We start from the raw sequence: 25,434 nt of genomic DNA, 5'->3' as shown, positions 1-25,434 counted from the left end.
CAGCGCCGATGGTAGTGTGGGGTCTCCCCATGTGAGAGTAGGACATCGCCAGGCTCTCATTATCTAATTAGCGCTTAGTATTAGGCTTTAGTTAGCAAACATTTAATCATCAAAGCAATGATATGTAAGACTTTGATGAGTAGAAATACGAAGCCCTGACCTAACGGTCGGGGCTTTTTTGTATCTTTAATCTTTGATGAAAAACCAATAGAGCCCTGGCCTGACGGTCAGGGCTTTCTTTTTTTGATCGAGTGTCCCCGCCGGCGCGTATTAATGCCCCGGGAGGTACCATTATGGTAACTGTGTTCTATGACAGCATGTGTCCTTTGTGTGTGAAAGAAATGCGTAAGCTCTCGCGTTGGGATGGCGACGATGCGCTGCGATTGGTTGATATCCACCAAGCGGGTTTTTCCATTGATTTTCCCAACGTTGATCCCAGCTCGGCGAATCGTATTTTGCATGCACAAGATAGTGACGGGCAAATGGTGTATGGTTTAGATGCAACCTATGTAGCGTGGGATGCGGTTGGAAAAGGCGCTTGGGTGAGTTGGTTACGCTGGCCGGTTATTGCGTGGTTTGCTGACAAAGCCTATCTTTTCTTTGCCCAGCACCGTTATCGGATCTCGGCGATTTTGACGGGCCAAGCACGCTGCCAACAATGTCAAATTAAATAAGGAAACCCATGTCACTGAGCGTGTATGAGAAAGAAGCCATCGTTGCGATGGAAAAACGCTACCGTGCGACTTTTGTGAACAGCTTATCAGGATTTAAATCAGCCAACTTGTTGGGCACCAGCGATACAAACCAACAAACCAATTTATGTATTGTGAGCTCTGCGTTTCATCTCGGAGCAAGCCCTGCGTTAATGGGGGTGATAATCCGCCCTGATACTGTGCCGCGTGATACGTTAGAAAACATTAGAGCGACGGGTTTTTATACACTTAATCACGTACAAAAAGAGATGATTGTGGCGGCTCATCAAACGTCAGCGCGTTACCCTCACGATATCTCTGAATTTGATCAGGTTGGTTTGACGCCTTTATGGCGTGAAAAGTTTAGTGCGCCTTTTGTACAAGAAGCCGCGATCCGCCTTGGTCTTATTCTCCGTGAAGAGCATACGATGGCGATCAATGGTACTCACTTGTTAGTGGGGGAAATAATCGAAGCGCACGTGCCAGACAGTTGTGTCAGTAAGGATGGCTTTGTCGATATCGAGCAAGCAGGCACCGTTGCCTTGAGCGGATTAGATTGCTACCACACCTCCAGCCGTGTTGGCCGTCTGAGTTATGCTAAACCTGACTGCCAGCCAGAGTGGCTTGATTAGCGGGTACGAGCCATATAATAGGCATTAACAAACTCGCCGTTACGGAACGCAAACTGTTTGGCGGTGCCTTCAATTTCAAAGCCAAATTTTTGATAGAGATGGATAGCCGCTGGATTGTCGGTGTACACGGTTAGCTCTATCCGTGTCACATTCAGCCAGTTTTCGGCTAAGTCGATGGCCTTTTCCATCAGCGCTCTACCAATGCCACGACCTTGATAGGCATCATGAACGCCCATGCCAATATCTGCAACGTGGCGACGGCGAGGATTCGCGGCAATGACTAAGCCGAGGTTACCGACCACTTTTCCCTCTAGTTCGGCAACCAATGGGTATACGCCATCAGGTACCTGATTAAGTCGCTTTTCCCACATGGCAAGGCTCGGCATCGGCAATTGCAAGGTGCCCGCTTGGGTTTTGGGTTGCGCATAGATATCACGTATCGCCGGAATGTCGTCGGCGTGGTATTGACGAATAATCAGAGACATAACAAATCCTTATGGTGAGCTTGCCTTTCTAATAAGCCATGGAATTAAAAATAAATCAACAGCTTATATTGAATGGGTTACTGATTATTCACTCTAAATGTAGATCCAGCGGCGTTTTACTTGCTCGGCCACCGGTTTCCCGAGTCAGTCGAGGGACTAAATAGCCGGAGAGCTGCTCGATAATCTCCTGCATTAAGGCGCGCGCTTCATCGTCTGAGACTAAAAAGTGAGCGGCGCCTTGGACTTTATCCAATACATGCAGGTAGTAAGGTAAAACGCCGGCATCAAATAGTCGTTGACTCAGTGCCACCAACGCATCCGCACTGTCATTCACCCCTTTTAGCAGCACGCTTTGATTGAGCAGCGTAATTCCCGCTTGTCGCAATGTGTGGAGCTTATCGCTTAACTCGGTATCTATCTCATTGGCATGATTGATGTGAGTAACCATCACCACTTGCAGGCGTGAGCGAGACAAACGTTCAGTAAGCGCAGAGGTGATACGCGCTGGGATCACCACCGGCAGACGAGAGTGAATGCGTAGCCGTTTCACATGATTCATCGGCTCAATGGCGCTGATAAGCCAATCGAGCTCCTCATCTTTGGCCATCAGGGGATCGCCGCCGGATAAGATCACTTCGTCAATTTCATGATGTGCAGCGATATAATCCAATGCACCTTGCCATACGCGTTTGCTGCCCTTGTTGTCCTGATAAGGAAAATGGCGACGGAAGCAATAGCGGCAATTTATCGCGCAGCCTCCTTTAACGATCAGTAATACGCGGTTGTGGTATTTATGCAATAACCCAGGAATCGCATTATCTTGCTCTTCAAGCGGATCAGCGCTGAAGCCCTCTACCTCATTAAACTCCTGCGCGATAGGTAACACTTGCTTAAGCAGCGGGTCGTTCGGATTGCCTTTTTCCATTCGGGCAACAAAACTGCGAGGAACGCGTTGTGAAAACAAGCGGCGCGCGGCAAAACCGGACGTCCATTCCTCAGGTGAAATTTCAAGCAGTTGCAGCAATTCACTGGGATCTGTGATCGCCTCTGCGAGTTCTTTGATCCAGTTTCGCTCAACAGCAGGCTGGATTCGGGTTATGATGTGCGACATTTGTGAAAACTCGAAGATGTTAAGAGGATCAAGATGGCGTCTTTCAGCACCAATGAATTCCGCGGCGGCATGAAAATTATGCTCGATAATGAGCCGTGTGTCATTACCGAAAATGAATTTGTGAAACCAGGTAAAGGCCAAGCCTTTAACCGGGTCAAACTGCGTAAGCTGATCTCTGGCAAAGTCTTGGAAAAGACTTTTAAATCCGGTGATACAGTTGAAGCGGCCGATGTGATTGAAGTGGATATGGATTACCTTTATACCGACGGTGAATTCTTCCACTTTATGAACAACGAAACCTTTGAACAAATTGCGGCCAATGAAAGTGCCGTCGGTGAGAATGTTAAATGGTTGGTTGAAAACAACAGCTGTACGCTTACCCTTTGGAATGGCGATCCGATTGTGGTCACACCGCCTAATTTCGTTGAACTAGAAGTGACGGAAACGGATCCTGGCCTAAAAGGGGATACCCAAGGCACAGGCGGTAAGCCGGCAACATTGACCACAGGTGCGGTTGTACGAGTGCCTTTATTTATTCAAATCGGTGAAGTGCTCAAAGTCGATACGCGCTCTGGCGAGTATGTTGGACGCGTAAAATAATGACCGACAATAAAAAGCCCTGAGTGTGATTCACCAGGGCTTTTTGTTTTATTGCGTTTAGCACACGCTAGACCATCAATACTAAAAGCGCGGCGACGACACTGACCGTAAATGCAATCGCATAACAGACAACTTTGCCTGCCAAGCCAATATGCAGCTTAAGGTCGTGCAGGCCATGGTGAATGCGGTGCATCGCATGCCACATGGGTAGTGCTAAGGTGGCTATGATAAGTAACTTGCCCAGCCAATGTTCGGCAAACATCATGACACGGTCATAGCTGAGTGCGCTGGGATCAATAATACCAAGCGGCACTAAGATCCCTAAAATCAGCACGGTAATAGGGGTGAACATGGCGAACCAAGTCCCCCCAGCACCAAATAAACTCCACCAAATTGGCTCATCGGAACGTTTTGGTTTGGGATCGATCATAACACCTCCTAAATGAGCACCAAGGCGATCAGTGATACTACAGCCACAGCGCCCCATTGTGCGCCAATCACCCATTTACTATCCAATAGCTTCCCTTTGATTCGAATTGGCATGACTTGTGGCATCATGCTGAAAAACGTCGTGGCGTGGAACAAGCTGGCGATTAACGCGACCAGATTGAGTAACACCACAACTGGATGGGCCATATAGTCAAGCCATCCCTGCCAAGCCTGTGGGCCTTGTACCAAGCAAATTAATCCCGCGGTTAGGCTGAGAGTAAAGAAGACTAAAGGCAGCACAGTTGCTTCTCGTAGCATGTAGAAGCGATAAAACGGGTGGTGCAGCCACCAAGTACGAGGCATAGGCCGTACATAAGGTTTACGGTTACTCATCCTGTTACCTCCTTCCCTTCTTTATTGGGATTAAACATGGCGATCACCATATCTTGCGTGGAGGCCACTTTTCCTTGGTTAACCGCACCAGCAGGATCGACCCCTTTAGGGCACACTTGTGAGCAATAGCCAACAAACGTACACCCCCAGGCGCCGTTATCACTATTAATCAGTGGCATACGCTCGTGTTGACCACCGTCGCGACTGTCCAGGTTATAACGATGCGCAAGTGTAATGGCGGCGGGACCTAAAAAGTCAGGGTTGAGGCCAAATTGCGGACACGCCGCGTAACAAAGACCGCAATTAATACAGGCTGCGAACTGCTTGTAGCGCGCCATTTGTTCAGGCGTTTGCGTATTAGGCCCGTCTTCGGGGCGGCGGTCATTACCTAAAATATACGGTTTGATCGCTTCAAGACGTTCAATAAATGGTGTCATATCCACCACCAGATCTTTTTCGATCGCAAAGTTAGCCAAAGGCTCAATCAGTACCCCTTTGGGGTAATCACGTAAAAACGCTTTACAGGCTAGCTTTGGCACGCCATCAACCATCATGCCACACGAGCCACAAATGGCCATGCGACAAGACCAGCGATAAGACAGTGACTTATCCAGGTTATCCTTGATATAACCCAGCGCATCCAGAACCGACATGGTTTCGTCACCGGTGACCATGAAGTCTTGCGTGTAGGGGGCCTCATCCGTTGCGGGATCATACCTGAGCACTGAGACCTGATAGGTAGCTTGCGTCATTTTGCGTGCTCCTCTTGTTGGTCGGCGCTGTCACGATTCGCTTGCTCTGCCGCATCACCATACAGTCGTGCTTGAGGTTGTGACTTGGTTATTTTGACATCGCCATAGTCGATGCGAGGGCCATGCTCTGCTTGATAGAACGCCAAAGTATGCTTGAGATAGTTTTCATCATCACGGCTGGTGCAGCCTTCATCAAGACGTTGGTGTGCGCCGCGTGACTCTTTACGCTGTATCGCGGAATGTGCCATGGCTTCGGCGACTTCTAGGCCATAGCCTACTTCAATGGCGTACAGCAGGTCGGTATTAAACACACTGCCTTTATCTTGAATGCTGATATTTTGGTAGCGAGCTTTCAGTTCGGCAATTTTATCAATCGTGGCCTGCATTAAGTCTTCTCGACGATAAATACCACAACCCGCTTCCATGGTTTCACCGAGCTCGCGACGAATATCCGCCCAGTTTTCTTCTCCTTGATTAGAGAGCAACTGATCAATGTGCGCTTTCACGTCTTGAATTTGAGCGTCGATGGCCGCTTGGTTCCAATCTGTGAAACTGCTAGCACGCTTGGCAGCGCCCTCACCGGCTAAACGACCGAAGACAGCAAGCTCGGCGAGCGAGTTTGAACCAAGACGATTGGCGCCGTGTAAGCCAACAGAAGAGCACTCACCGACTGCAAATAGACCTTTAACACGTGTTTCCGTTTGCGCGTCGGTTTCGATCCCTCCCATGGTGTAATGCACCGTTGGGCGGATAGGGATCGGCTCTTTGGCTGGGTCAACATTGACATAGGCTTTCGCCAGCTCACAGATAAAGGGTAGGCGCTCTTGAATATAGTCTTCACCCAGGTGGCGCAAGTCGAGATGCACCACATCACCGAGTGTGTGCTTGATGGTGTTGCCTTTTTGTTGCTCGTGCCAAAAAGCCTGAGAGACTTTATCGCGCGGGCCAAGCTCCATGTATTTATTCTTCGGTTGACCGACCGGCGTTTCTGGGCCCATACCGTAATCTTGCAAGTAACGATAACCGTCTTTGTTGACAATAATGCCGCCTTCACCTCGGCAGCCTTCGGTCATTAAGATACCTGTCCCCGGCAATCCGGTTGGATGATATTGTACGAATTCCATATCGCGTAGTGGAATCCCGTGACGATACGCCATGGCCATGCCATCACCGGTGACAATGCCACCATTGGTGTTACAGCTATATACTCGGCCGGCCCCCCCGGTTGCCAATACGACCGACTTGGCTTTGATACAGACCAGCTCGCCTTCTGCCATGTGTAAGGCAATCAACCCCTGTACCTGCCCCTCATCGATAATCAAATCGACAACAAAATATTCATCGAGACGCTGGATTTGTGGGTATTTGACCGAGGTTTGGAATAAAGTATGCAACATGTGAAAGCCGGTTTTATCGGCAGCGAACCACGTCCGCTCCACTTTCATACCGCCGAATCGACGCACATTAATGCTGCCGTCGTCTTTACGGCTCCAAGGGCACCCCCATTGCTCCAATTGCACCATTTCATGGGCGCAATTTTTAACAAAGTAGTCGACAACGTCTTGCTCACATAACCAATCGCCGCCGCTGACGGTATCATTAAAATGATTGTCTAAGCTGTCCTCGTCCTTGATGACGGCCGCTGAGCCACCTTCGGCTGCCACAGTGTGTGAGCGCATCGGGTAGACCTTAGACACCAATGCAATATTAAGAGAGGGATCGGCCTCTGCAGCCGCAATAGCGGTGCGCAGTCCAGCGCCACCGGCGCCGATAACTGCAATATCTGTAGTGAGAGTCCGCACGTTCATCCTCCAGTGTTATAGGGAAAGCCAGTGCTTGGCTTGTTTATTGTTGTGCTGTCATAGTAGGCAATCTCGTCTGCGTAAAAATTGACTCAGTCGGGGAATTGCCGCGATTTTGCGGGCATGGGTGTTAAATTGCATAAAAGTGTGAGATGAATCGGTAAGTGTGCGATGGCGTTGAAAAAACGCGCAAGACTTGCAATAGAAATGCGCCATGTGACACGCCAATATTGCGTAACAAGCAAGCAGGAAGGCGCTTGTTATTTTGCTTGCTGGCGATAGACTGGCGCCATGGTGCGAACAGAGAATTTTTTATGACCTTAACCACGCAATGGCAACCAACCGCGTCGCTAGAGCAACTAAAAAAGCGAGCCGATATCATGGCACGCCTTCGGCAATTTTTTGCTGACCGTGGCGTATGGGAAGTGGATACGCCAGCACTTAGCCAAGCGGCGGTCACCGATGTGCACCTACATAGCTTTAAAACGTCTTTGGTTGGGCCAGGTTTCGCTGACGGCGTGTCGTTGCACTTAATGACCAGCCCTGAGTTTCATATGAAGCGGTTATTGGCCGCGGGGAGCGGGCCGATTTACCAAATCAGTAAAGCGTTTCGTAACGAAGAAGCTGGCCGTTACCACAATCCGGAATTTACCATGCTCGAATGGTATCGCCCTGGTTTTGATCACCACCAGTTGATGGATGAAATGAACGCGTTGTTACAAGCTGTACTAAGGTGTCAGGCTGCGACACGGATGAGCTATCAAGAGGCGTTTGAGTCTACTACCGGGCTGTGTCCATTAACCGCGGATATTGCTCAGCTGCGAGCCCTTGCGGCCACTCAGGGATTGGCCGATATCACCCAAGATGAGACAGATAAAGATACCTTATTGCAACTGCTTTTTTCGGTGATGGTGGAGCCGAATATTGGCCAGCAGGCGCCCGCCTTTATTTATGACTTTCCTGCATCACAAGCAGCGTTAGCAAAAATTAGCCAAGTGGATCCACGTGTTGCGCATCGCTTTGAGGTGTATGACCAAGGGATTGAGCTGGCAAATGGTTTTTATGAGTTGCAAGACGCTTGCGAACAGCGTCGGCGGTTTGAGGCGGATAACCAAGCGCGGATTGCACGAGGATTAGCGCCACAACCTATCGATACGCACTTGCTCGCCGCATTAGAGGCAGGCTTACCCGATTGTGCGGGCGTGGCGCTGGGTGTTGATCGCTTAGTCATGCTGGCTTTGGGGTGTGACCATATTGATGCGGTGACCGCGTTTCCTGTTTCGCGCGCTTAACAAGGCCGCACCGATAAAAACGCCGCTCTAAGGCGGCGTTTAGGGCAGGGACCGGTTTAGACTTTAAATTTAGATAAGTCTTGATGCATGTCTTGAGCCGCCTGCGCCATGCTGTCACCTTGGTCGCCTGTGGCGCTCGCTTGTTGATGGATCTCGTAGGAGAGATCTTTTACCGCTTGGGTATTGCGATTAATATCGTCGGTGACCGCGCGCTGCTCTTCTGCGGCGCTGGCAATTTGAATCGCCATTTCTGAAATCCGCCCAATCGCAGTGGTGATTTGGTTGAGACGCTCACTCGCAGCTTCAGCACGATCAACGCTTGATGTCGCCATCTCATTACTTTGCGTCATATCATCCACGGCCCGTTGCGTAGTGTGTTGCAGGGTCTCAATCATATTGCGAATTTCTTCGGTGGAGTCGTGTGTCCGTTGGCTTAATACCCGTACTTCATCGGCGACTACCGCAAAGCCGCGCCCTTGTTCACCCGCGCGTGCCGCTTCTATCGCCGCATTCAATGCCAACAGGTTGGTTTGTTCCGCCACCCCTTGTATGGTCGCAATAATTTGGTTAATGCTCTGCGCGTTCTCATCCAGCTCACGGATCACATTGGTGGCGCGCTCGACTTGCTGAGCCAATTGAGTGATGGCGTCGCGGTTGTCACCCACCACACTTAACCCTTCTTGGCATGATTGCTCCGCTTGTTGCGCCGATGTGGCGGTATCCTCGGCATGGCTGGCCACTTCGTTGGCGGTGGTCGACATCTCATGGATCGCGGTAGCAATTTGGTCGACATCGTTTTGCTGCTTGTCGACTAATTGACTCGATTGTAACGCATGGGTTCGGCATTCCTCGGCGCTTTGCGACAATGTCATGCTTTGATTGACCGCTTTACCGACCATTTGCTGAAGTTGTGCAAGGAAGGCGTTAACGTACTCGGCCAATTCACCAATTTCATCGCGACGGGCTATGTTGATCCTTTGGGTCAGATCTCCTTCACCGGCAGAGAGCGTCCGCACCGCTGCGGTTAATTCACCCAACGGCTTGAGTAATTGTTTAATCAGGGCCCCGGCGATAAAGGCGATCACGACAAAAAGAATGACTGAGGCGATCACCACAAAAGTAATTTGCTCTGATACGGAGGCGTAAGCTTGCGCTTTATCTTCGACAATACCCAGCGTCCAATCGGTGTTGGGGACGGTTATTGCAGCAAGCAGTTTTTCTTTGCCGTTGAGCTCAAAGGTGGTGAGTTGGCGTTGCGCACTGGCATTGGCCATAAAGTTGCGAGTCAGCTCGTCATCCAGATCGGTGAGCGGTTGGCGACTTAAGTCCGTATCACGATACGCGACGAGGCGATTTTCACCGTCGACCAAAAAGGCAAAGCCATTACTGAGCTTCAAATTGAGCACCTGCTCGACGATATCAGTCACGGTGACATCGGCGGCGATCACACCTTGGTATTGGCCATTAAAGGCCTTGGCTAAACTGACCACTAGGCTACCGTCAAAATCCTGATAGGGCTCAGTAATAATAAGTTCATTGACTCCACTCGCACTCTGGTACCAGGGCCGTGTGCGCGGATCGTAATCCGCTGGCCAGTCTTCACTTTTATCACCATAAGCAATGCGTCCATCGCTAAATCCAGCATAAACGGATAAAAAGTGCCCCGCACGCTTCGTCACTAGCAGTTCACGATCGACATTGGCGTTATTTGCAATCAGTGTCTCATTGGCCAGAAGCATATCGGCACGCGTACTTAACCAGCTATCAATGAACTGGGTGGTGGCATCACCGACATCATGCATTTGTTTGGTAATGCTGGTGGTGGTTTCAGTTTGGAGCTGACGCACAGAAATGCTGGCAAGCACCGCACTGACCAGCGCGACGATAAAGGCAATAGCCACAATGATTTTCAGCTTAATTGTCGGCTTGGGCATAGACACATTTCCATCTCATTAAAAAATATCTTTGAGTGTATACGCAAGGCTTACAGCAAAGTTAGATCAATGAGGCAAATCGCGTTGATTAGTGAGGATAAGGAATCGTTGAACGCAGAATTTGTGATCTTTCTTCCAATAGAGAGGCTGCCTACTGGTATAGGCAGCCTGGTTGCATCGCCGTGTTCATATCGTTGACGCGTTAGACTTTAAATTTAGACAAGTCACTGTGCATCGCCTGCGCGTCTTGCGCCATTTGCTCGCCTTGCTCCCCCGTTTCGTTCGATTTTTGATGAAGCTCCAGTGATAAATCGCGCACCGCTTGGGTATTGCGATTGATATCTTCAGTGACGGCACGTTGCTCTTCAGCCGCGCTGGCAATTTGTGCCGCCATTTCGGAGATATCGCCAATCGCGCGTGTGATTTGATTGAGTTTATCACTGGCTGAGGCGGCGCGATCGACACTGGAGGTTGCCATTTCGTTACTTTGGGTCATGCCATCCACCGCACGTTGTGTCGTGTTCTGCAGCGTTTCTATCATATTGCGGATTTCTTCGGTGGAGTCGTGCGTGCGTTGACTCAGTACACGTACCTCGTCAGCGACCACCGCAAACCCTCGGCCTTGCTCACCAGCACGCGCAGCCTCGATCGCGGCGTTAAGCGCCAGTAGGTTCGTTTGCTCGGCAATCCCTTGGATGGTGGAAATGATTTGATTAATGCTTTGCGAGTTTGTGTCTAGCTCTCGAATCACATTGGTGGCTTGTTCGACCTGTTCTGCCAACTGTGTGATCGCGTCACGGTTACTTTCCACGACCTCTAGGCCATCCCGGCATGAACTTTCTGCTTCTTGGGCTGAACGAGCGGTTTGTTCGGCATTGCTGGCCACTTCATTGGCAGTGGCTGACATTTGGTGAATGGCGGTCGCGATTTGATCGATATCACCTTGCTGTTGTCCGACCAAACCGGTCGATTGATGCGCAAGATTTCGACATTGGTCCGCGCGTTCAGACAATCCCACACTTTGGGTGACGCTTCGACCAATCATGGCTTGCAATTGCGCTAAAAACGCATTGACGTGTCCGGCTAACTCACCGATTTCATCGTGGCGCACAATATCAAGACGCTGAGTAAGATCGCCACTGCCTTGCGATAAGGAACTTACTGCGTGCGTCAGCTGAGTCAGCGGGGCCAGCATACGGTGAATGAGGAAGCCGGCAATAAAAGCGATAACGACAAACAAAATCACCGACGTGACCAACGTGGAGACTATTTGCTCGGAAACGGAGGCAAACGCCAGTTGTTTGTCTTGAACCACCCCTAGACTCCAGTTAGCGCCTTCCACTTTTGTGACCGCAATGAGTTTTTCGCGGCCATCGCCATCGAACGTCACGGTGCCCAGTGCTTGGCTGTTTCGTGCATTTTGGATGAAGGCTGGTGTGAGCTCATCGTCGACCTGCGTTAAAGCTTTTCCACTCAGCGCGGTATCGCGATAGGCGACCACCTTATTGTTACTATCAACCAAAAACGCGAAGCCTTCGTTGGGTAGGCGTACGTTAAGCACCTCTTTGACAATGGCGTCGACAGATAAGTCAGCAGCAATAACCCCTTCGAACTGTTGATTAAATGCTTTAGCAAAGCTGATGACCATGCCAGCGCCATTGGCATCGACATAAGGAGGCGTAATAATTAAATCGTTTGCCGCATTGGCTTGCTTATACCAAGGACGTGAACGAGGGTCATAGTCGGTTGGCCAGCTTTCGGTTTTATCACCATAGGCGATGGTTCCATCAGCAAAGCCGGCATAGACGGTAAGAAAATCACCCTGGCGTTTGGTCAGTAATAATTCGCGATCAACATTCGGTTGGCTAGCAATCAAAGGCACATTCGCGACGAGCATTTTGCTGCGGATGTCGAGCCATTCTTCGATAAAGTTGCTCGTTGATAGCCCCACATCTCTCATTTGAGCGGTGACGCTTTGTTCGGTTTCTGCTTCAAGTTGATTGACTGAAAACCATGCCTGTACTGCACTGACTAAGGCGACGACCAAAGCAACCGCAAGTAATATTTTGGTCTTGATGGTAAATTTCATTAAAGATCCCTCGTACTACCACACTATGACGATACTTTCTTATTGAGTATCTGCTTAATTGTAGAAAGCTTGAGCCTGGGAGGGGATAGAATTTAAAAAAAGTTTTCCTCTCAAGCTCGCTAACGCCTGCATCACTCGTGTTATCCCATTTTTAACCAATAAAAAATAGACACTTATGTAAAATGGAAACGACTTATCGGTTTTTTGTCTCATCAATGAAACGCCTGTCAGGTTAATAAGACAACCCCGCCATAAACCAGCATCAAACCACTAACCCCGAGAATAAGACCGACTTTGACCAGATCTTGACTACTGATAAACCCCGTGGAGTAAGCGAGCGAGTTGGGAGGGGTCGATACCGGTAAAATCATGCCGAGAGAGGCGGAAAAAGCGACAACAATGAGCAAGCCTTGCATGCTGCCAATGCTTGCTAACGCTGGCATGGAAGAGGCAATCGCCGCCGCAATCGGCATTAACAAGTTTGCGGTCGCTGTATTGGACATAAAATTAGCCATCAGCCAGCAAATCACCGATAAGGTAATTAAAACGGTCATGGCAGTGAGCAAGCTGTAATCCACTGCATGGGCGAGGGCTGCGGCGAGACCGGTTTGATCCAGTGCGATCCCCATTGCAATCCCGCCGGCGACCAGCCAAAGCACATCCCAGTTAATTTGCTTAAGCTCTGGCTTACCAATGATCCCTGTCAGGGTAAAAATAGCCAGAGGGATCACCGCGACGACATACGTATTCATGCCATGAGCGCCTGTGGTGAGCCACAGAACAATGGTCAGCGCAAAGGTAATATAAACGGTATAGGCTTGCCAGCTTTGTAAAAAACGGCCTTCTAACGCAAGCTCCACTCGAGTGTGTTGACTGCGAAAGAGGCGTTGTAACAGCCACCAAGCAAAACTGAGTTGGACGATCACGAAGGGGAGCCCCATCTTCATCCAGTCTAAAAAGGAGACTTGATATTCGCCGGTTAAATACTGTAGCGCGATCGCGTTTGGCGGTGTGCCGATAGGGGTAGCGATTCCTCCGGTATTCGCGGCGACCGGAATGCAAAGCACCATCGCTTTAATTAACGGATCGCCTTTGGGTAGCACACTGATAATGGGCGCTAATAGGGCCAACATCATGACAGTTGTCGCGGTATTGGACATAAACATTGAAAATACCGCCGTGATCAACATCAGCCCCAGCATAATGAACTTGGGGTGTTGGCCGAAAGGTTTGAGTAACACGCGGGCAAGGTTAATGTCGAGCTGATATTTAGACGCCGCGATAGCCAACGAAAACCCACCCATAAACAGGATGATAATAGGCGATGAAAAGGCACTTAATATATCGGTGTAAGGAATTAACTCGCCACGCGGATGATGAGGCGTTATGCCACGAAACCAGTGCAAGCCTTTGTCTGAAATCATGATCAGTTGCAGGGTGATGATGAGCAAAGACGTAGAAAAAACGGGAACGGGCTCAAGCACCCACAATAACGCGGCCATTAAAAAGATGGCTAATAAGCGGTGCTGAATAATCGTAAGATCGGCAATAGGCAACCAATCAGTGGGGATGAGCAGTAATAATAAGGGGAAGCCGAGTGCGACAAGTAGCTTGATAAAACGAGCATTAACCACAAATACGCTCCTTCGTCATTGGTGGGCGACCGCGTCATGCCTTACAGTTGGATTGGCAAGCGCTTTATTGCTAACAGAATACCTCCAATAATACGGACCTTGCCTGTTGATTAACGGGAAAAATCTCCGAATTTCGACACAAAAAAGGGGCATAAATGCCCCTTATCTCACAATTTTTTCGATTACGCCTGCCGATGCGCGTAGGGCTGCCCCATTTGCGTAGGTGCGCCAGGGGTAACTTGGTCGTCGAAGTGCAGGGCACCGTTTGGAAAGAGGTTAATCACGGTTGAGCCCAGCTTGAATCGGCCCATCTCATCACCTTGGACAAAGTGAATCGCTTGCTCGCCCTCGGTCGGGTATTGCCAACGACGAATGCTGCCGCCAGTTGGCGGTGTCACCGTGCCCGCCCACGTGGTTTCAATGCTACCGACAATGGTCGCCCCCACTAAAATTTGCGCCATGGGGCCGAAATCTGTTTCAAAGAGACAGACAACACGCTCATTGCGCGCGAACAGGTTGGGAACGTTTTCTGCTGTTACCGGGTTGACTGAAAAGAGATCGCCAGGAATATAGATCATCTCGCGCAGTACCCCGTCGCATGGCATATGGACGCGGTGATAATCACGCGGTGAGAGATATAAGGTGGCGAACGCTCCCTCATCAAATTGGCTGGCGAGTGCTGCATCGCCGCCGATTAATTCGGTTAATGAAAAGTAGTGGCCTTTGGCTTGGATTAATTGCCCCTGCTCGATGCGTCCCGCTTGACTGACGCAGGCATCGGCAGGAAAAACCAAGGTATCATTATCGCCTTCGATGGGACGTAACGCAGGTTTTAGTTCACGGACAAAAAAATCATTAAAGGTACGATAGTAGCCAGGATCACTGACCTTTGCTTCGCCCATATCGACGTGATACTGCTTAATAAACCACTTAATCACCGAGGTTGTGAACCAGCCGCCTTTTAAGCTAGCCAATTTGCCCATGACTCGGGTAAGAGCGTGTTTCGGCGCAAGGTATTGCAGCCCGACTTTTAAATCGTCTCGCACAGTTTCGTCCTGACAAGTTATTGAATGTTAATTACGCTCAATGCGTGCTATGGATTGGCACGCAGTGTAGCGAATCAATACGTGTAGTGACAGCGGCTCACAGTTGCTTATTTCGTGAGAACTGTCGGTTATCTTTTGCTTCTTTCATGCTTTCAATAATGCGGTGGTAGCTGTCAAAGCGTTCGACACTAATATGGCCATCTTCGACCGCCTGACGAAGCAGGCAACCTGGGTCGTCGCCATGTTTGCAGTCGCGGAATTTGCACCCACCTAAATACTCACGAAATTCGACAAACCCATGGGCGATTTGTTCCGGCTCAAGGTGCCATAAACCGAACTCGCGCACGCCAGGCGAGTCAATGAGATCGCCCCCTTGGGCGAAATGATACAAGCGTGCCGCGGTCGTGGTGTGTTGCCCCAGTCCTGAGTTTTCTGATACCTGATGCGTTTGCGCATGCACATCGGGTAATAAGGTATTGACCAGGCTTGATTTACCCACGCCTGATTGCCCCACGAACACACTGACATGTTGATCCAATTGTTCAACCAGTGTCGACATGCCCTCACCAGAATCGGCGCTCACCATCACCAAGGGATAGCCAATATCTCGATAGATATCGAGCAGCGTCTCGACCATCTCTCGGCCGTCATCATCCAGCAGGTCGACTTTATTGACCACAATGAGCGGGGCGATATTGAGTACTTCACACGCAATTAAGTAACGGTCGATAATATTGAGCGACAGCTCGGGCAAGATCGCGGCCACGATCACCACTTGATCGATATTGGCGGCAACGGGTTTAACGCCGTCATAGTAATCTGGCCGTGTTAGAACCGACATGCGATCATGTACCGCTTCAACCACGCCGGCAAATCCCTCGAGTGCTTCTTTGCCTGGGCGCCAAATGACGCGATCACCTGTTACCAGGCTACCGACGGAACGACGAAGATTGCACCGGTGTATTTTCCCTGTTTGCGGATCTTCAATGTCGGCATGTTGCCCAAATCGCGTGATCACTCGGCCTTCACGAGAGGATTCAAGGGCAGCATCTTCCCATTGGATGTCGTTATCATGCTGTTTGATCCGACGTTGCTGGTTCGATCGAACCCGCCGCAATTGGCCTTTAGTAAGCTTTTTCTTTTTTGCCACGTTGACTCTTATCAGTTAAGTTGGCTTTCATATCAAGCACAGTATGATACATGGTTTACCCATAAAAAAGGCAAGTTCAATGGCGTTCAGTGAAAACAATTTAATCTGGATCGATCTGGAAATGACCGGGCTCGATCCGGACACCCACAAGATCATTGAGATCGCAACGATTGTGACCGATGCACAGCTTAATATCCTGGCAGAAGGGCCGGTATTAGCGATCCATCAGCCGCAAAGCGAACTCGATAAAATGGACGATTGGTGTACGCAAACGCATACCCAGTCTGGTTTGGTTGCGCGTGTGCAACAAAGCCAAGTCAGTGAGCAAGCGGCTATTGAGAAAACGATCGCATTTTTATCTCAATGGGTACCCGCGGGGGCCTCCCCGATTTGTGGTAACAGTGTGGGCCAAGATCGTCGTTTTCTCTATCGTCATATGCCAGCGCTGGAGCGTTATTTTCACTATCGCACCGTGGACGTCAGTACGCTGAAAGAGCTTACGCGCCGTTGGCAGCCCGAAATACTGAATGCGTTTTCTAAAAAAGGCACCCATTTAGCCCTTGACGACATTCGGGAATCAATTGCAGAATTGCAGTTCTATCGCGAAAGGATCCTGACGATCTGATTTTCTTTTCGTCGATCTGTTGCTCTTTTGAGCGATCAAAAGAAAAAATCATAATTTTGCTTATCAGCACTTGCAACCCGGTTTTTTCTTCGTATAATTCGCAGCCCTAACGACGTGAATCGTCTGTTGAAAGCGACATTAGCTCAGCTGGTAGAGCGCAACCTTGCCAAGGTTGAGGTCACGAGTTCGAACCTCGTATGTCGCTCCAAATTAAATATCGATCTGATAGTGATCAGGTCGATCTAAGCGACACTAGCTCAGCTGGTAGAGCGCAACCTTGCCAAGGTTGAGGTCACGAGTTCGAACCTCGTGTGTCGCTCCAATTTAAAATTCGATGTTACGCATCGGCAATGCGACATTAGCTCAGCTGGTAGAGCGCAACCTTGCCAAGGTTGAGGTCACGAGTTCGAACCTCGTATGTCGCTCCAAATAACAATTCGGTATAAGCGACACTAGCTCAGCTGGTAGAGCGCAACCTTGCCAAGGTTGAGGTCACGGGTTCGAACCCCGTGTGTCGCTCCAATCACTTGGTTAACCGCAAGTGTGGCGTTACATATAGCGCCGTCTTTAATGCTGTGAAGCATCATCTCTAGCATCAAATTCACACCTAACGTACTTCCTCTGGAAGCGGCGTATTGGCGTGCTTTTAATTACTAATGCACAGCTTTATCCACAAGATTCGTTTTGTGGATAACTTGGTTGATGAATTCTATAAAGCCCGCCATGCCGGTGATCTTGTCAGCAAGCACGAGGATGATGTTGTACACCGGAAATAAACACCATTTTTCTCTATTTAGCTGAAAATAAAGGGGAATAGTGTATTTTTTTCCAGGTTAACTAATGCTTTTCCACAGTGTTATTCACTATCGTGATCTTGCTCGCTTAATGCCCTGCCTATGTGTTTAACTATCAAAAAGCGCACCATAAACACACATTGCTTAATAGTTTTCCACATAATGTGAATGGCGTCATCTTTCTGCTATTTAACAGTGCTAAGCGTCTCGCGGTAACCCTTTTTCAATGATGCGCACCAGGCGGCGAGTGCTGGTGGGGAGTACGGCCACATCAATGCGCTGTCGTTTGCTTTCTTGCTCACCGAGCGCCCACTCTATATGTGCATCAACCAGTGCATCCTCTCCATGCCGAGCTCGTAAGCTCGCAACGATCTCTGGATCATAAGGCGCGTTGCCCATCGCGATAGCAAGATTGCGTCGCCACTTTTTAATCCCAATACGACGAATAGCCGACCCTTGCGTTAAGGATAAAAAAGTGTCCTCATCCCAATTAAAAAGTGTGCTGAGCGGCTGTTGATCAAGGCTAGGGCGACAGTGAAAGTCGGCTTCTAAAGTGAGTTCAGCCTCGCGGTTGAATGGACAAACGAGCTGGCAGTCATCGCAACCGTAAATGCGGTTACCTATCGCGTGGCGAAACTCCATAGGGATCACACCATCATATTCAATGGTGAGGTAGGAAATACAGCGCCGGGCATCGACCACTCCTTCCGCAACAATCGCTTGGGTTGGGCAGCTCGTCATACAAGCAACGCACTTGCCACACTGATTATCAACGGGAGTATCCGTCGGTAAAGGGAGATCAACCAATAGCTCGCCGAGGAAAAACCAGGATCCCGTTTCCTCGTTAAGGATCAATGAGTGTTTACCTGTCCATCCCAACCCTGCTTTTTCTGCCAACGGACGTTCTAAAACAGGTGCCGAGTCGACAAAAGGACGATAGCCATAGGGGCCAACCTCGGCTTCGATTTGCTGCCCCAGCTTTTTCAATCGGTTGCGGATGAGTTTGTGATAGTCGCGCCCTAAAGAATAGCGACTCACATAACCTAAACGTGGATTGGCCAATGTGGTGGCAAATCCCGCTTCTGGTGGTAAATAATTCATGCGTACACTGATCACGCGTACCGTACCAGGCACCAACTCCTCTGGGCGCGCACGCATCATGCCATGTCGCGCCATCCACGCCATCTCACCGTGATAGCCATTGTCGAGCCAACGTTGCAGTTGCGCCTCATGTTGCTTGAGATCAACATCCGTGATCCCGACATGCTGGAAGCCTAGCGCTTGTCCCCATTGCTTGATACGTTGGGCTAATTGGTCGAAATTAATCGATGCATCGGGCGTGGGTTGCGACATAGCGGTAGATCCTGAGGCCTTAAGTGGTGCAGTACAATCAATGGAGGCAGTTGATGGCGACAAGTTTACCACAGAGTTTCTATCGTGCAGAGCAAGTTCGTGAAGGCGAACAGGCTGTCGCGCGTGCGTTGGATATTCCTATGTATCAGCTGATGTTAAGAGCTGGCCAAGCCGTCTTTGATAGTATCAATCAGTATTATCCTAACGCGGCACGGTTATTGATCGTCTGTGGTGCGGGCAACAACGCCGGCGATGGTTATGTGATTGCTCGGTTGGCGAAATCAGCGGGATTAAATGTCACCATATGGTCATTGGTCGCGCCAGAAAAACTTAGTGGCGACGCGGCAACCGCTTGGCAAGAGTGGCAAGATTGTGGTGGAAGCGTTATTAAGACCCAGCCTACCGTCACGCAGTTTGATGTCATTGTCGATGCCATGTTGGGCACCGGTTTATCGCGCGCGGTTGAAGGCGATTTTGCCCAAGCGGTCAGGGTGATTAATCATTGCCACGTGCCAGTGGTGGCGGTTGATATTCCGTCTGGCTTATGTGCCAACAGTGGCTGTGTAAAAGGTGTGGCAATCGCAGCGGATATAACGGTTACCTTGATTGCATTAAAACAAGGCTTATTAACCGGGCAAGCGGTCACGCATCGCGGTGAACTTATTTTTGCTGGTCTCAATGTAGCAACAGCCTTTGCACGTCAAGCGGAACCGGCTGGGCAGCTGATCAGTGACGATATCAAAACGCAATGCCTCCCGCCCCGAGCGCGCAGTGCACATAAAGGGCAATTTGGTCGCGTTCTTTGTTTAGGCGGCGACCATGGTATGGCCGGTGCCGTGACGCTTTGTGCCCAAGCTGCGTTACGCACTGGCGCCGGCCTAGTCAAAGTTGTGACGCAAAAAGACCATACCTTGATGCTCGTCACGCGTCAGCCTGAGCTAATGACGCAAAGCTGGGCGCCGGGCCAATCATTAGGTGATGCCTTGTCTTGGGCCACCCATATTGTTATCGGCCCTGGACTTGGCCAGAGTGCGTGGTCGGATGCACTCTGGACCATCGCCCTCTCGGCACGGTTGCCTAAGGTTGTTGATGCGGATGGATTAAATAAATTAGCGCGGCAACCCCAACACCGCGACGATTGGATTCTCACGCCTCACCCAGGCGAGGCCGCTCGCTTATTGGGCTGTGAAGTAAAAGAGGTGGAACTCGATCGTTTTGCCGCCGTCAAAGCGATACAAACACGGTATGGTGGTGTCGTTTTGCTTAAAGGGGCAGGAACGATCGTATATGATGGCACGGATTATGCTGTTGCAAATGTGGGCAATCCTGGCATGGCGTCTGGGGGAATGGGCGATGTTCTCTCGGGGGTAATCGGTAGTTTGTTGGCGCAAGGCGTTGATTTATTCTCGGCGGCAACATTGGGTTGCTACCTTCATGGTAAAGCGGGTGATTACGCCGCTCAGGCCGGTGAAAGAGGATTGCTCGCCAGCGATTTGTTTCCCTATTTGCAGCAGTTAGTGGATTAGAGAAACGCGCCTGGTTCAGTAATCAGAGCCGTTTATGACATAAATAACAGACGAGATCCCAAAGTAGTATGACCCAGACTTTTATCACTCAGTTGACCGATGCGGATCGCACGGTGGCTTTCGGCGCGGCACTGGCGCGTGCTTGTACGCAAAGTACAACCTGCTATCTACATGGCGATCTTGGTGCGGGAAAGACCACGTTTTGCCGCGGTTTTATCCAGGCGATGGGGCATACCGGTAATGTCAAAAGTCCAACCTATACCTTGGTTGAACCTTATGAGCTAACACCTTGGCAAGTGTATCATTTCGATCTCTACCGTTTGGCGGATCCAGAAGAGTTGGAGTTTATGGGGATCCGAGATTATTTTAATCAACAAGCGCTGTGCTTAATTGAATGGCCAGAAAAGGGAGAAGGCTGGTTACCGCATGCCGATCTGGATATCACTCTGCGTTACGACGGTGAGCAGCGCAACCTTATTATTGATGCCAATAGCGCGGCAGGCCTGGCTATTATCGACCGCCTAGAATGGGAAGACTAGCATGATGTGGCAGCGGCTTTGCATCTTGATGATCGCCAGTTTGTTGAGTGCAACAAGTTGGGCCAACAAAATCGAAAATATTCGGGTGTGGCCGGCACCGAATGAAACCCGGGTGGTGGTTGATCTCGCTGAAAAGGCGGATTTTAGTTATTTTTCTTTAACACGTCCGGACCGACTTGTGGTCGACTTGAAACAAAGTCAGCTCGCCACCGGCTTGCCAAAGCAGGTTAAAGGCAGCGATATTCTGACTAAAATCCGCAAGAGCAGTCCCCCTGATGCCAGCACGTATCGACTGGTTTTTGAGTTAAAAAATGACGCTAAGCCGACGATATTTTCTCTCGCACCGGGAGGCGAGTATGGCCACCGTTTAGTGGTTGATTTACCGCACGCGCAAAAAGTGGATAAGAACAAACCGACACTCTCGGTAGCGGAAAAGAAGCGGCGTGAGACGGTCGCGGCTTTACCCTTTGGCACTGAAGACATTGTCGTCGCGATTGACCCCGGGCACGGCGGTAACGATCCCGGCGCCATTGGGCCGCGTCGCAAGCAGGAAAAAGATGTCAATCTTGCCATTGCTAAACAAGCGGCTGCACGCATCAATGCGGTGCCGGGAATGCGGGCCGTCTTGACCCGTACCGGTGACTATTTTGTTGATTTGAATCAGCGTTCTGAAATCGCACGCAAACACAAAGCCCATTTACTCGTCTCAGTGCATGCCGACGGTTTTCATCAGCCACAACCTCGTGGTGCCTCGGTGTGGGTGCTCTCACGCCGCCGAGCGAACAGTGAAATTGGTCGCTGGATTGAAAAACATGAAGAGCAATCCAACTTGTTAGGTGGTGGCTCTTTGCTCGCACAAAATAACGAGGACGAATATTTAAGCCGTGCGGTGTTGGACTTGCAGTTTAGTAACTCGCAAAAAGAAGGCTACAACGTCGCGACTCGGGTGCTTAAAGAGCTGGGTAAAGTGACCAAGCTGCACAAATCGAGCCCTGAGCATGCGAGTTTGGCCGTGCTCAAATCGCCGGATATCCCGTCTTTGTTGGTAGAGACCGGATTTATTTCTAATCCGCAAGAAGAGCGTTTGTTATTCCAACGAGGGCATCAACGTGGTTTGGCGAATGCCATTTATCACGGTATTCGTAATTATTTTGAACGTTTTCCTCCTGACGGCACCTTGTTTGCCGCGCGCAAAAACGGGGTAAAACACAAAGTCAGCCCGGGACAGTCCCTCTCAGTTATCGCCAAACAGTATCAAAGCTCAATAGCTGCGATAAAATCGGCGAACGGCTTAACCTCAAGCACGCTGCAGGTGGGACAAGTGCTATCAATTCCAAATGTCGATGTGGCTAAGTTAGCCGGTAAAGCCGAGCGGGCACCCACACAAACCCTGACGCATACCGTGAGCCGTGGCGAATTTCTCGGTAAAATCGCCGAGCAGTATCAAGTCTCATTGAGCACGCTTCGCCAAGCGAACAATCTCAAGTCGGATACCCTTTGGGTCGGGCAAAAACTGAAGGTCCCTGGTGCGACATCACCGGCCATCAAGCACAAAGTGAAACGCGGTGAATACCTCGGTAAAATTGCCAGTAATTATGGGGTGACGATCGAAAGCTTACGTCGTGCCAATGAACTCGGCTCAGATACCCTGGCGGTCGGACAAACCTTAATTATTCCAGGAAGCTGATATGGCGATTGAGATATTACCCGCTCGACTCGCCAACCAAATCGCCGCGGGCGAAGTGGTCGAGCGGCCAGCATCGGTGGTGAAAGAGCTGGTGGAAAACAGTATTGATGCCGGCGCAACCCGTATTGACGTTGATATTGAAAAAGGCGGCAGTAAGCTCATTCGTGTCCGTGATAATGGTGTTGGGATCAGCAAAACAGATTTACAGCTGGCATTAAGTCGCCATGCGACCTCCAAAATCCACAGCCTGGATGATTTAGAAGCGATCATGAGCTTGGGCTTTCGGGGAGAGGCGTTAGCGAGTGTGAGCGCCGTTTCGCGCCTTACCATTACTTCTCGTCCGGCGGAACAGCAAGAAGCGTGGTCAGCCTTTGCTGAAGGACGCGATATGGCCGTTAGCGTGAAACCGGCAGCGCATCCGGTGGGTTGTACCGTGGAAGTGGTGGATTTATTTTTTAACACGCCAGCCCGACGTAAGTTCTTGCGTACCGATAAAACCGAGTTCAGCCATATTGATGAGTTGCTGCGACGTATCGCTTTGAGCCGATTTGATATTACCATCAACCTGCGCCACAACGGCACGCAGGTTCGCCAATATCGGCGTATCCCTGAAAAGGGGGATCCTCTACGTCGTCTAAAAGCCATCTGCGGGCAAAAATTTGTTGATCATGCGCTGCGGATTGACTTGACCCATCATGATATGGCGCTGCGCGGTTGGATATGTACCCCTGATGGCGCGCGGCAGCAAAACGATATGCAGCATTGTTTTGTCAATCAGCGCATGATGAAAGATAAATTGATCAACCATGCTATCCGCCAAGGGTATGAGCAAAGCTTGGCGCCCGATCAGTATGCCGCTTATGTGCTTTATATCGATGTGGATCCGCATCAGGTAGACGTTAACGTTCATCCGGCGAAGCATGAAGTCCGCTTTCATCAAGCACGGCTAGTGCATGACTTTATTTATCAAGCGATTTATGACGGGCTGCAACAATCATCGTTACCCATCGACGAGACGGTCAATCCAGAGACCGGCGAGGTCAGAGAGACAGTGTCTTATCAGCCTCGAGCATCGGCCGTGGCAACCGACCATCCCTATCAGCAAGCGGTGAATGCCTTCCCCGCTTATCCGGGGAAACAGTCAACCGAGTCGTCACGGCCAGCAAAAGGGCAAGCTTCGCGCGCTGACCGTTCGAGTACGCCTTCCAAGCAAGCGACCCAAGCCTATCAAAGGTTAATGACGCCGCGAGCCGCCGTTCACACTGACGATGCCAAGGATGAGGCGACATCGAATGAGCAGTCGTCTTCGCCGGTTAGCGTAAGCACGTGTATGGCACCAGCTAAGATAGTAAGTGGTCAACCTGGTTTGGGAAAGGTACTCGCGGTGATTGATCAGCATTATGTGCTGATGTCGTGGGGTGAGGATTTATGGTTAGCTGATCATCATCGGTTAGAAAGCTGGCGTCATCAAGGGGCGTTACAACCAGCCTTGGCGGAGGGATTAGTCACTCAGCCTTTATTAATTCCACAACGTTTATCCGCGTCTGCATCCGAATGTGATGCGATTAGCCACTATCAAACTTTACTAGGGCAATTTGGTATTCATATTCGGGTAAAAGGCCAGCAGTTAATGGTGATGTCTGTGTGCCAACCACTGCGGCAACAGAATCTGCAAGCCTTTGTTCCAGCCCTGCTGAACTTTTTAGGCGGCTTAGACCCCAGCCAATCTAATCCGGTTCATCGCGCGAACCTGTTGGGTTGGCTGGCAAAGCAGTTGACAGTTGCATCGGATCCAGTCAGCCTTGCGCAAGCGGTACAGACCGTATCGGAAATTGAACAGTATTGGCAGGGTGAGGCGTTGGAAAAAGGGCGACAACGCTTGTTTACGCGCCTCGACCTAACCTCAGCAATAGAAGCATTACAACATGACTAATCCGCTGCCTAAGGCCATTTTTTTGATGGGGCCAACCGCCTCGGGAAAAACGGATCTGGCCATTGCATTACGCAATACCATGCCGGTTGAAATTATTAGTGTTGATTCGGCCTTAATTTATCGAGGGATGGATATTGGTACCGCCAAGCCAACCGCTGACGAATTAGCACAGGCGCCGCATCGCCTCATCGACATTCGAGATCCCGCTCAGGCTTATTCCGCAGCCGACTTTCGTGAAGACGCCCTCACAGAAATGAAGAAGATCGTGTCGAATGGCAAGATCCCTCTGTTGGTTGGGGGCACCATGTTGTATTTTAAAGCGTTATTAGAAGGGTTATCGCCATTACCCAGTGCGGATCCTAGCGTGCGTGACGCATTAGAAAAAGAAGCGCAGCAGCATGGCTGGGAAGCGCTTCATGCACAGTTATGTGATGTTGATCCTGTTTCTGGTGCGCGGATCCATCGCAACGATCCGCAGCGGATTATGCGGGCACTTGAGGTGTACCGTATCAGTGGACAAACCCTGACCGCATTGACGGAAAAAAAAGGTGAACCTTTGCCGTATCAGGTACACCAATTTGCAATAGCGCCTCAGGAACGAGGTGAGTTGCATCGCCGCATTGAGCTCAGATTTGACAAAATGGTTGAAGCGGGCTTTGAAAAGGAGGTACGTACACTGTTTGAGCGAGAGGATCTGCATCCCGATCTGCCCTCGATCCGCTGTGTTGGGTATCGCCAAATGTGGGATTATTTGGCCGGACGTAGCACCCATGATGAAGCCGTTTACCGTGGGATTTGCGCGACGCGCCAGTTAGCCAAACGTCAGATAACTTGGCTGCGAGGCTGGGAAAATGTGACATGGCTTGACAGTGACGCGCCGTCACTGTCTTTACAAACGGTGACAAAAGCGTTGACGGCAGGGACGGAAACTTGATG

22 protein-coding genes and 4 tRNA genes are annotated in these 25,434 nt (G+C 50.2%); 14 read left to right on the top strand and 12 right to left on the bottom strand.

What is annotated here, in order from left to right; translation table 11 throughout:
- Positions 1-293 precede the first annotated feature (293 nt).
- Both BZJ21_RS05230 and BZJ21_RS05225 read left to right on the top strand, forming a co-directional pair.
- Entirely contained in the window at positions 294-674 is a 381-nt protein-coding gene (locus BZJ21_RS05230; protein WP_077669296.1) for a thiol-disulfide oxidoreductase DCC family protein, read from the top strand.
- An 8-nt stretch (positions 675-682) separates the two neighbouring features.
- Positions 683-1,324 (top strand): flavin reductase family protein, encoded by a 642-nt coding sequence (locus BZJ21_RS05225; RefSeq protein WP_077669295.1) that lies wholly within the window; start codon positions 683-685, stop codon positions 1,322-1,324.
- Here the strand turns inward: BZJ21_RS05225 and BZJ21_RS05220 are convergent.
- Positions 1,321-1,809, bottom strand: a complete 489-nt coding sequence (locus tag BZJ21_RS05220; RefSeq protein ID WP_077460029.1) for a GNAT family N-acetyltransferase — start codon at positions 1,807-1,809, stop codon at positions 1,321-1,323. The genes BZJ21_RS05225 and BZJ21_RS05220 overlap by 4 nt on opposite strands.
- 88 nt (positions 1,810-1,897) lie before the next feature.
- Positions 1,898-2,920 (bottom strand): EF-P beta-lysylation protein EpmB, encoded by a 1,023-nt coding sequence (gene epmB / locus BZJ21_RS05215; RefSeq protein ID WP_077460028.1) that lies wholly within the window; start codon positions 2,918-2,920, stop codon positions 1,898-1,900.
- A gap of 33 nt (positions 2,921-2,953) precedes the next feature.
- Here epmB and efp point away from each other — a divergent pair, with 33 nt between their 5' ends.
- A complete protein-coding gene (gene efp / locus BZJ21_RS05210; protein ID WP_021023462.1) occupies positions 2,954-3,520 on the top strand; it encodes an elongation factor P in 567 nt (188 codons plus the stop codon).
- 67 nt (positions 3,521-3,587) lie between these two features.
- On the opposite strand, the gene frdD is transcribed toward efp, so the two are convergent.
- The 4 genes from frdD to frdA are packed head-to-tail and all read right to left on the bottom strand — an operon-like array spanning position 3,588 to position 6,896.
- Entirely contained in the window at positions 3,588-3,950 is a 363-nt protein-coding gene (gene frdD, locus BZJ21_RS05205) for a fumarate reductase subunit FrdD (protein ID WP_077669294.1), read from the bottom strand.
- A gap of 8 nt (positions 3,951-3,958) precedes the next feature.
- Entirely contained in the window at positions 3,959-4,342 is a 384-nt protein-coding gene (gene frdC / locus BZJ21_RS05200; RefSeq protein ID WP_077460026.1) for a fumarate reductase subunit FrdC, read from the bottom strand.
- Complete coding sequence (locus BZJ21_RS05195; RefSeq protein ID WP_077669293.1) at positions 4,339-5,094, bottom strand: succinate dehydrogenase/fumarate reductase iron-sulfur subunit; 756 nt, start codon at positions 5,092-5,094, stop codon at positions 4,339-4,341. The genes frdC and BZJ21_RS05195 overlap by 4 nt, the downstream gene beginning before the upstream one ends.
- A complete protein-coding gene (frdA, locus tag BZJ21_RS05190) occupies positions 5,091-6,896 on the bottom strand; it encodes a fumarate reductase (quinol) flavoprotein subunit (RefSeq protein WP_077660568.1) in 1,806 nt (601 codons plus the stop codon). Before frdA ends, BZJ21_RS05195 begins: the two co-directional genes overlap by 4 nt.
- A gap of 314 nt (positions 6,897-7,210) precedes the next feature.
- Here frdA and epmA point away from each other — a divergent pair, with 314 nt between their 5' ends.
- Complete coding sequence (gene epmA / locus BZJ21_RS05185; protein ID WP_077669297.1) at positions 7,211-8,188, top strand: elongation factor P--(R)-beta-lysine ligase; 978 nt, start codon at positions 7,211-7,213, stop codon at positions 8,186-8,188.
- Between the two features lie 56 nt (positions 8,189-8,244).
- On the opposite strand, the gene BZJ21_RS05180 is transcribed toward epmA, so the two are convergent.
- The 5 genes from BZJ21_RS05180 to rsgA form a co-directional block, all read right to left on the bottom strand.
- A complete protein-coding gene (locus BZJ21_RS05180) occupies positions 8,245-10,122 on the bottom strand; it encodes a methyl-accepting chemotaxis protein (protein WP_077576897.1) in 1,878 nt (625 codons plus the stop codon).
- A 202-nt stretch (positions 10,123-10,324) separates the two neighbouring features.
- Positions 10,325-12,211 carry a methyl-accepting chemotaxis protein gene (locus BZJ21_RS05175; protein WP_077669292.1) on the bottom strand — a complete coding sequence of 629 codons (1,887 nt, stop codon included), beginning with the start codon at positions 12,209-12,211 and terminating at the stop codon, positions 10,325-10,327.
- Positions 12,212-12,438: 227 nt separating this feature from the next.
- Positions 12,439-13,845: an SLC13 family permease gene (locus BZJ21_RS05170; RefSeq protein WP_077669291.1), complete on the bottom strand. Its 1,407-nt coding sequence runs from the start codon at positions 13,843-13,845 to the stop codon at positions 12,439-12,441.
- Between the two features lie 182 nt (positions 13,846-14,027).
- Positions 14,028-14,891 (bottom strand): archaetidylserine decarboxylase, encoded by an 864-nt coding sequence (gene asd, locus BZJ21_RS05165; protein ID WP_077660560.1) that lies wholly within the window; start codon positions 14,889-14,891, stop codon positions 14,028-14,030.
- A 97-nt stretch (positions 14,892-14,988) separates the two neighbouring features.
- On the bottom strand, positions 14,989-16,041 hold the full coding sequence (rsgA, locus tag BZJ21_RS05160) for a small ribosomal subunit biogenesis GTPase RsgA (protein ID WP_021023472.1): 1,053 nt from the start codon (positions 16,039-16,041) through the stop codon (positions 14,989-14,991).
- A 79-nt stretch (positions 16,042-16,120) separates the two neighbouring features.
- On the opposite strand from rsgA, the gene orn reads away from it, so the two are divergent.
- The 5 genes from orn (at position 16,121) to BZJ21_RS05135 (ending at position 17,188) form a co-directional block, all read left to right on the top strand.
- Positions 16,121-16,666: an oligoribonuclease gene (gene orn / locus BZJ21_RS05155; protein WP_077660559.1), complete on the top strand. Its 546-nt coding sequence runs from the start codon at positions 16,121-16,123 to the stop codon at positions 16,664-16,666.
- A gap of 132 nt (positions 16,667-16,798) precedes the next feature.
- A tRNA-Gly gene (locus tag BZJ21_RS05150) sits at positions 16,799-16,874 on the top strand.
- A gap of 38 nt (positions 16,875-16,912) precedes the next feature.
- Positions 16,913-16,988: transfer RNA gene (locus BZJ21_RS05145), tRNA-Gly, on the top strand.
- A gap of 30 nt (positions 16,989-17,018) precedes the next feature.
- Positions 17,019-17,094 (top strand) — tRNA-Gly (locus BZJ21_RS05140).
- A gap of 18 nt (positions 17,095-17,112) precedes the next feature.
- A tRNA-Gly gene (locus BZJ21_RS05135) sits at positions 17,113-17,188 on the top strand.
- A gap of 470 nt (positions 17,189-17,658) precedes the next feature.
- Here the strand turns inward: BZJ21_RS05135 and queG are convergent.
- Positions 17,659-18,786, bottom strand: a complete 1,128-nt coding sequence (gene queG / locus BZJ21_RS05130; RefSeq protein WP_158075504.1) for a tRNA epoxyqueuosine(34) reductase QueG — start codon at positions 18,784-18,786, stop codon at positions 17,659-17,661.
- An 80-nt stretch (positions 18,787-18,866) separates the two neighbouring features.
- On the opposite strand from queG, the gene BZJ21_RS05125 reads away from it, so the two are divergent.
- From BZJ21_RS05125 to miaA, 5 genes are all read left to right on the top strand, one after another.
- Positions 18,867-20,339, top strand: coding sequence for a bifunctional ADP-dependent NAD(P)H-hydrate dehydratase/NAD(P)H-hydrate epimerase (locus BZJ21_RS05125; RefSeq protein WP_028569672.1), 1,473 nt, complete (start codon positions 18,867-18,869; stop codon positions 20,337-20,339).
- A gap of 68 nt (positions 20,340-20,407) precedes the next feature.
- Positions 20,408-20,878 (top strand): tRNA (adenosine(37)-N6)-threonylcarbamoyltransferase complex ATPase subunit type 1 TsaE, encoded by a 471-nt coding sequence (gene tsaE / locus BZJ21_RS05120; protein WP_021023475.1) that lies wholly within the window; start codon positions 20,408-20,410, stop codon positions 20,876-20,878.
- A gap of 1 nt (position 20,879) precedes the next feature.
- Positions 20,880-22,565 carry an N-acetylmuramoyl-L-alanine amidase gene (locus BZJ21_RS05115; RefSeq protein ID WP_077669289.1) on the top strand — a complete coding sequence of 562 codons (1,686 nt, stop codon included), beginning with the start codon at positions 20,880-20,882 and terminating at the stop codon, positions 22,563-22,565.
- 1 nt (position 22,566) lies between these two features.
- Positions 22,567-24,498, top strand: coding sequence for a DNA mismatch repair endonuclease MutL (gene mutL / locus BZJ21_RS05110; RefSeq protein WP_077669288.1), 1,932 nt, complete (start codon positions 22,567-22,569; stop codon positions 24,496-24,498).
- Positions 24,491-25,432, top strand: coding sequence for a tRNA (adenosine(37)-N6)-dimethylallyltransferase MiaA (gene miaA, locus BZJ21_RS05105; protein WP_077669287.1), 942 nt, complete (start codon positions 24,491-24,493; stop codon positions 25,430-25,432). Before mutL ends, miaA begins: the two co-directional genes overlap by 8 nt.
- The last annotated feature ends 2 nt before the right edge of the window (positions 25,433-25,434 follow it).

The sequence above is a fragment of the Salinivibrio costicola subsp. alcaliphilus genome, from assembly GCF_001996185.1.
Classification (GTDB): Bacteria; Pseudomonadota; Gammaproteobacteria; order Enterobacterales; family Vibrionaceae; genus Salinivibrio; species Salinivibrio costicola.
Note: the sequence above shows the minus strand (reverse complement) of the source record. Positions and strands in the feature narration are given on the sequence as shown.

What these genes read in the sequence shown, in the direction of transcription:
- BZJ21_RS05195 (WP_077669293.1), bottom strand. Translation starts at nt 5,094, where the DNA reads ATGACGCAAGCTACCTATCAGGTCTCAGTGCTCAGGTATGATCCCGCA.
- frdC (WP_077460026.1), bottom strand. Translation starts at nt 4,342, where the DNA reads ATGAGTAACCGTAAACCTTATGTACGGCCTATGCCTCGTACTTGGTGG.
- efp (WP_021023462.1), top strand. Translation starts at nt 2,954, where the DNA reads ATGGCGTCTTTCAGCACCAATGAATTCCGCGGCGGCATGAAAATTATG.
- BZJ21_RS05230 (WP_077669296.1), top strand. Translation starts at nt 294, where the DNA reads ATGGTAACTGTGTTCTATGACAGCATGTGTCCTTTGTGTGTGAAAGAA.
- BZJ21_RS05125 (WP_028569672.1), top strand. Translation starts at nt 18,867, where the DNA reads ATGGCGACAAGTTTACCACAGAGTTTCTATCGTGCAGAGCAAGTTCGT.
- epmB (WP_077460028.1), bottom strand. Translation starts at nt 2,920, where the DNA reads ATGTCGCACATCATAACCCGAATCCAGCCTGCTGTTGAGCGAAACTGG.
- frdD (WP_077669294.1), bottom strand. Translation starts at nt 3,950, where the DNA reads ATGATCGATCCCAAACCAAAACGTTCCGATGAGCCAATTTGGTGGAGT.
- BZJ21_RS05115 (WP_077669289.1), top strand. Translation starts at nt 20,880, where the DNA reads ATGATGTGGCAGCGGCTTTGCATCTTGATGATCGCCAGTTTGTTGAGT.
- miaA (WP_077669287.1), top strand. Translation starts at nt 24,491, where the DNA reads ATGACTAATCCGCTGCCTAAGGCCATTTTTTTGATGGGGCCAACCGCC.
- orn (WP_077660559.1), top strand. Translation starts at nt 16,121, where the DNA reads ATGGCGTTCAGTGAAAACAATTTAATCTGGATCGATCTGGAAATGACC.
- epmA (WP_077669297.1), top strand. Translation starts at nt 7,211, where the DNA reads ATGACCTTAACCACGCAATGGCAACCAACCGCGTCGCTAGAGCAACTA.
- mutL (WP_077669288.1), top strand. Translation starts at nt 22,567, where the DNA reads ATGGCGATTGAGATATTACCCGCTCGACTCGCCAACCAAATCGCCGCG.
- BZJ21_RS05175 (WP_077669292.1), bottom strand. Translation starts at nt 12,211, where the DNA reads ATGAAATTTACCATCAAGACCAAAATATTACTTGCGGTTGCTTTGGTC.
- BZJ21_RS05220 (WP_077460029.1), bottom strand. Translation starts at nt 1,809, where the DNA reads ATGTCTCTGATTATTCGTCAATACCACGCCGACGACATTCCGGCGATA.
- tsaE (WP_021023475.1), top strand. Translation starts at nt 20,408, where the DNA reads ATGACCCAGACTTTTATCACTCAGTTGACCGATGCGGATCGCACGGTG.
- BZJ21_RS05180 (WP_077576897.1), bottom strand. Translation starts at nt 10,122, where the DNA reads ATGCCCAAGCCGACAATTAAGCTGAAAATCATTGTGGCTATTGCCTTT.
- BZJ21_RS05225 (WP_077669295.1), top strand. Translation starts at nt 683, where the DNA reads ATGTCACTGAGCGTGTATGAGAAAGAAGCCATCGTTGCGATGGAAAAA.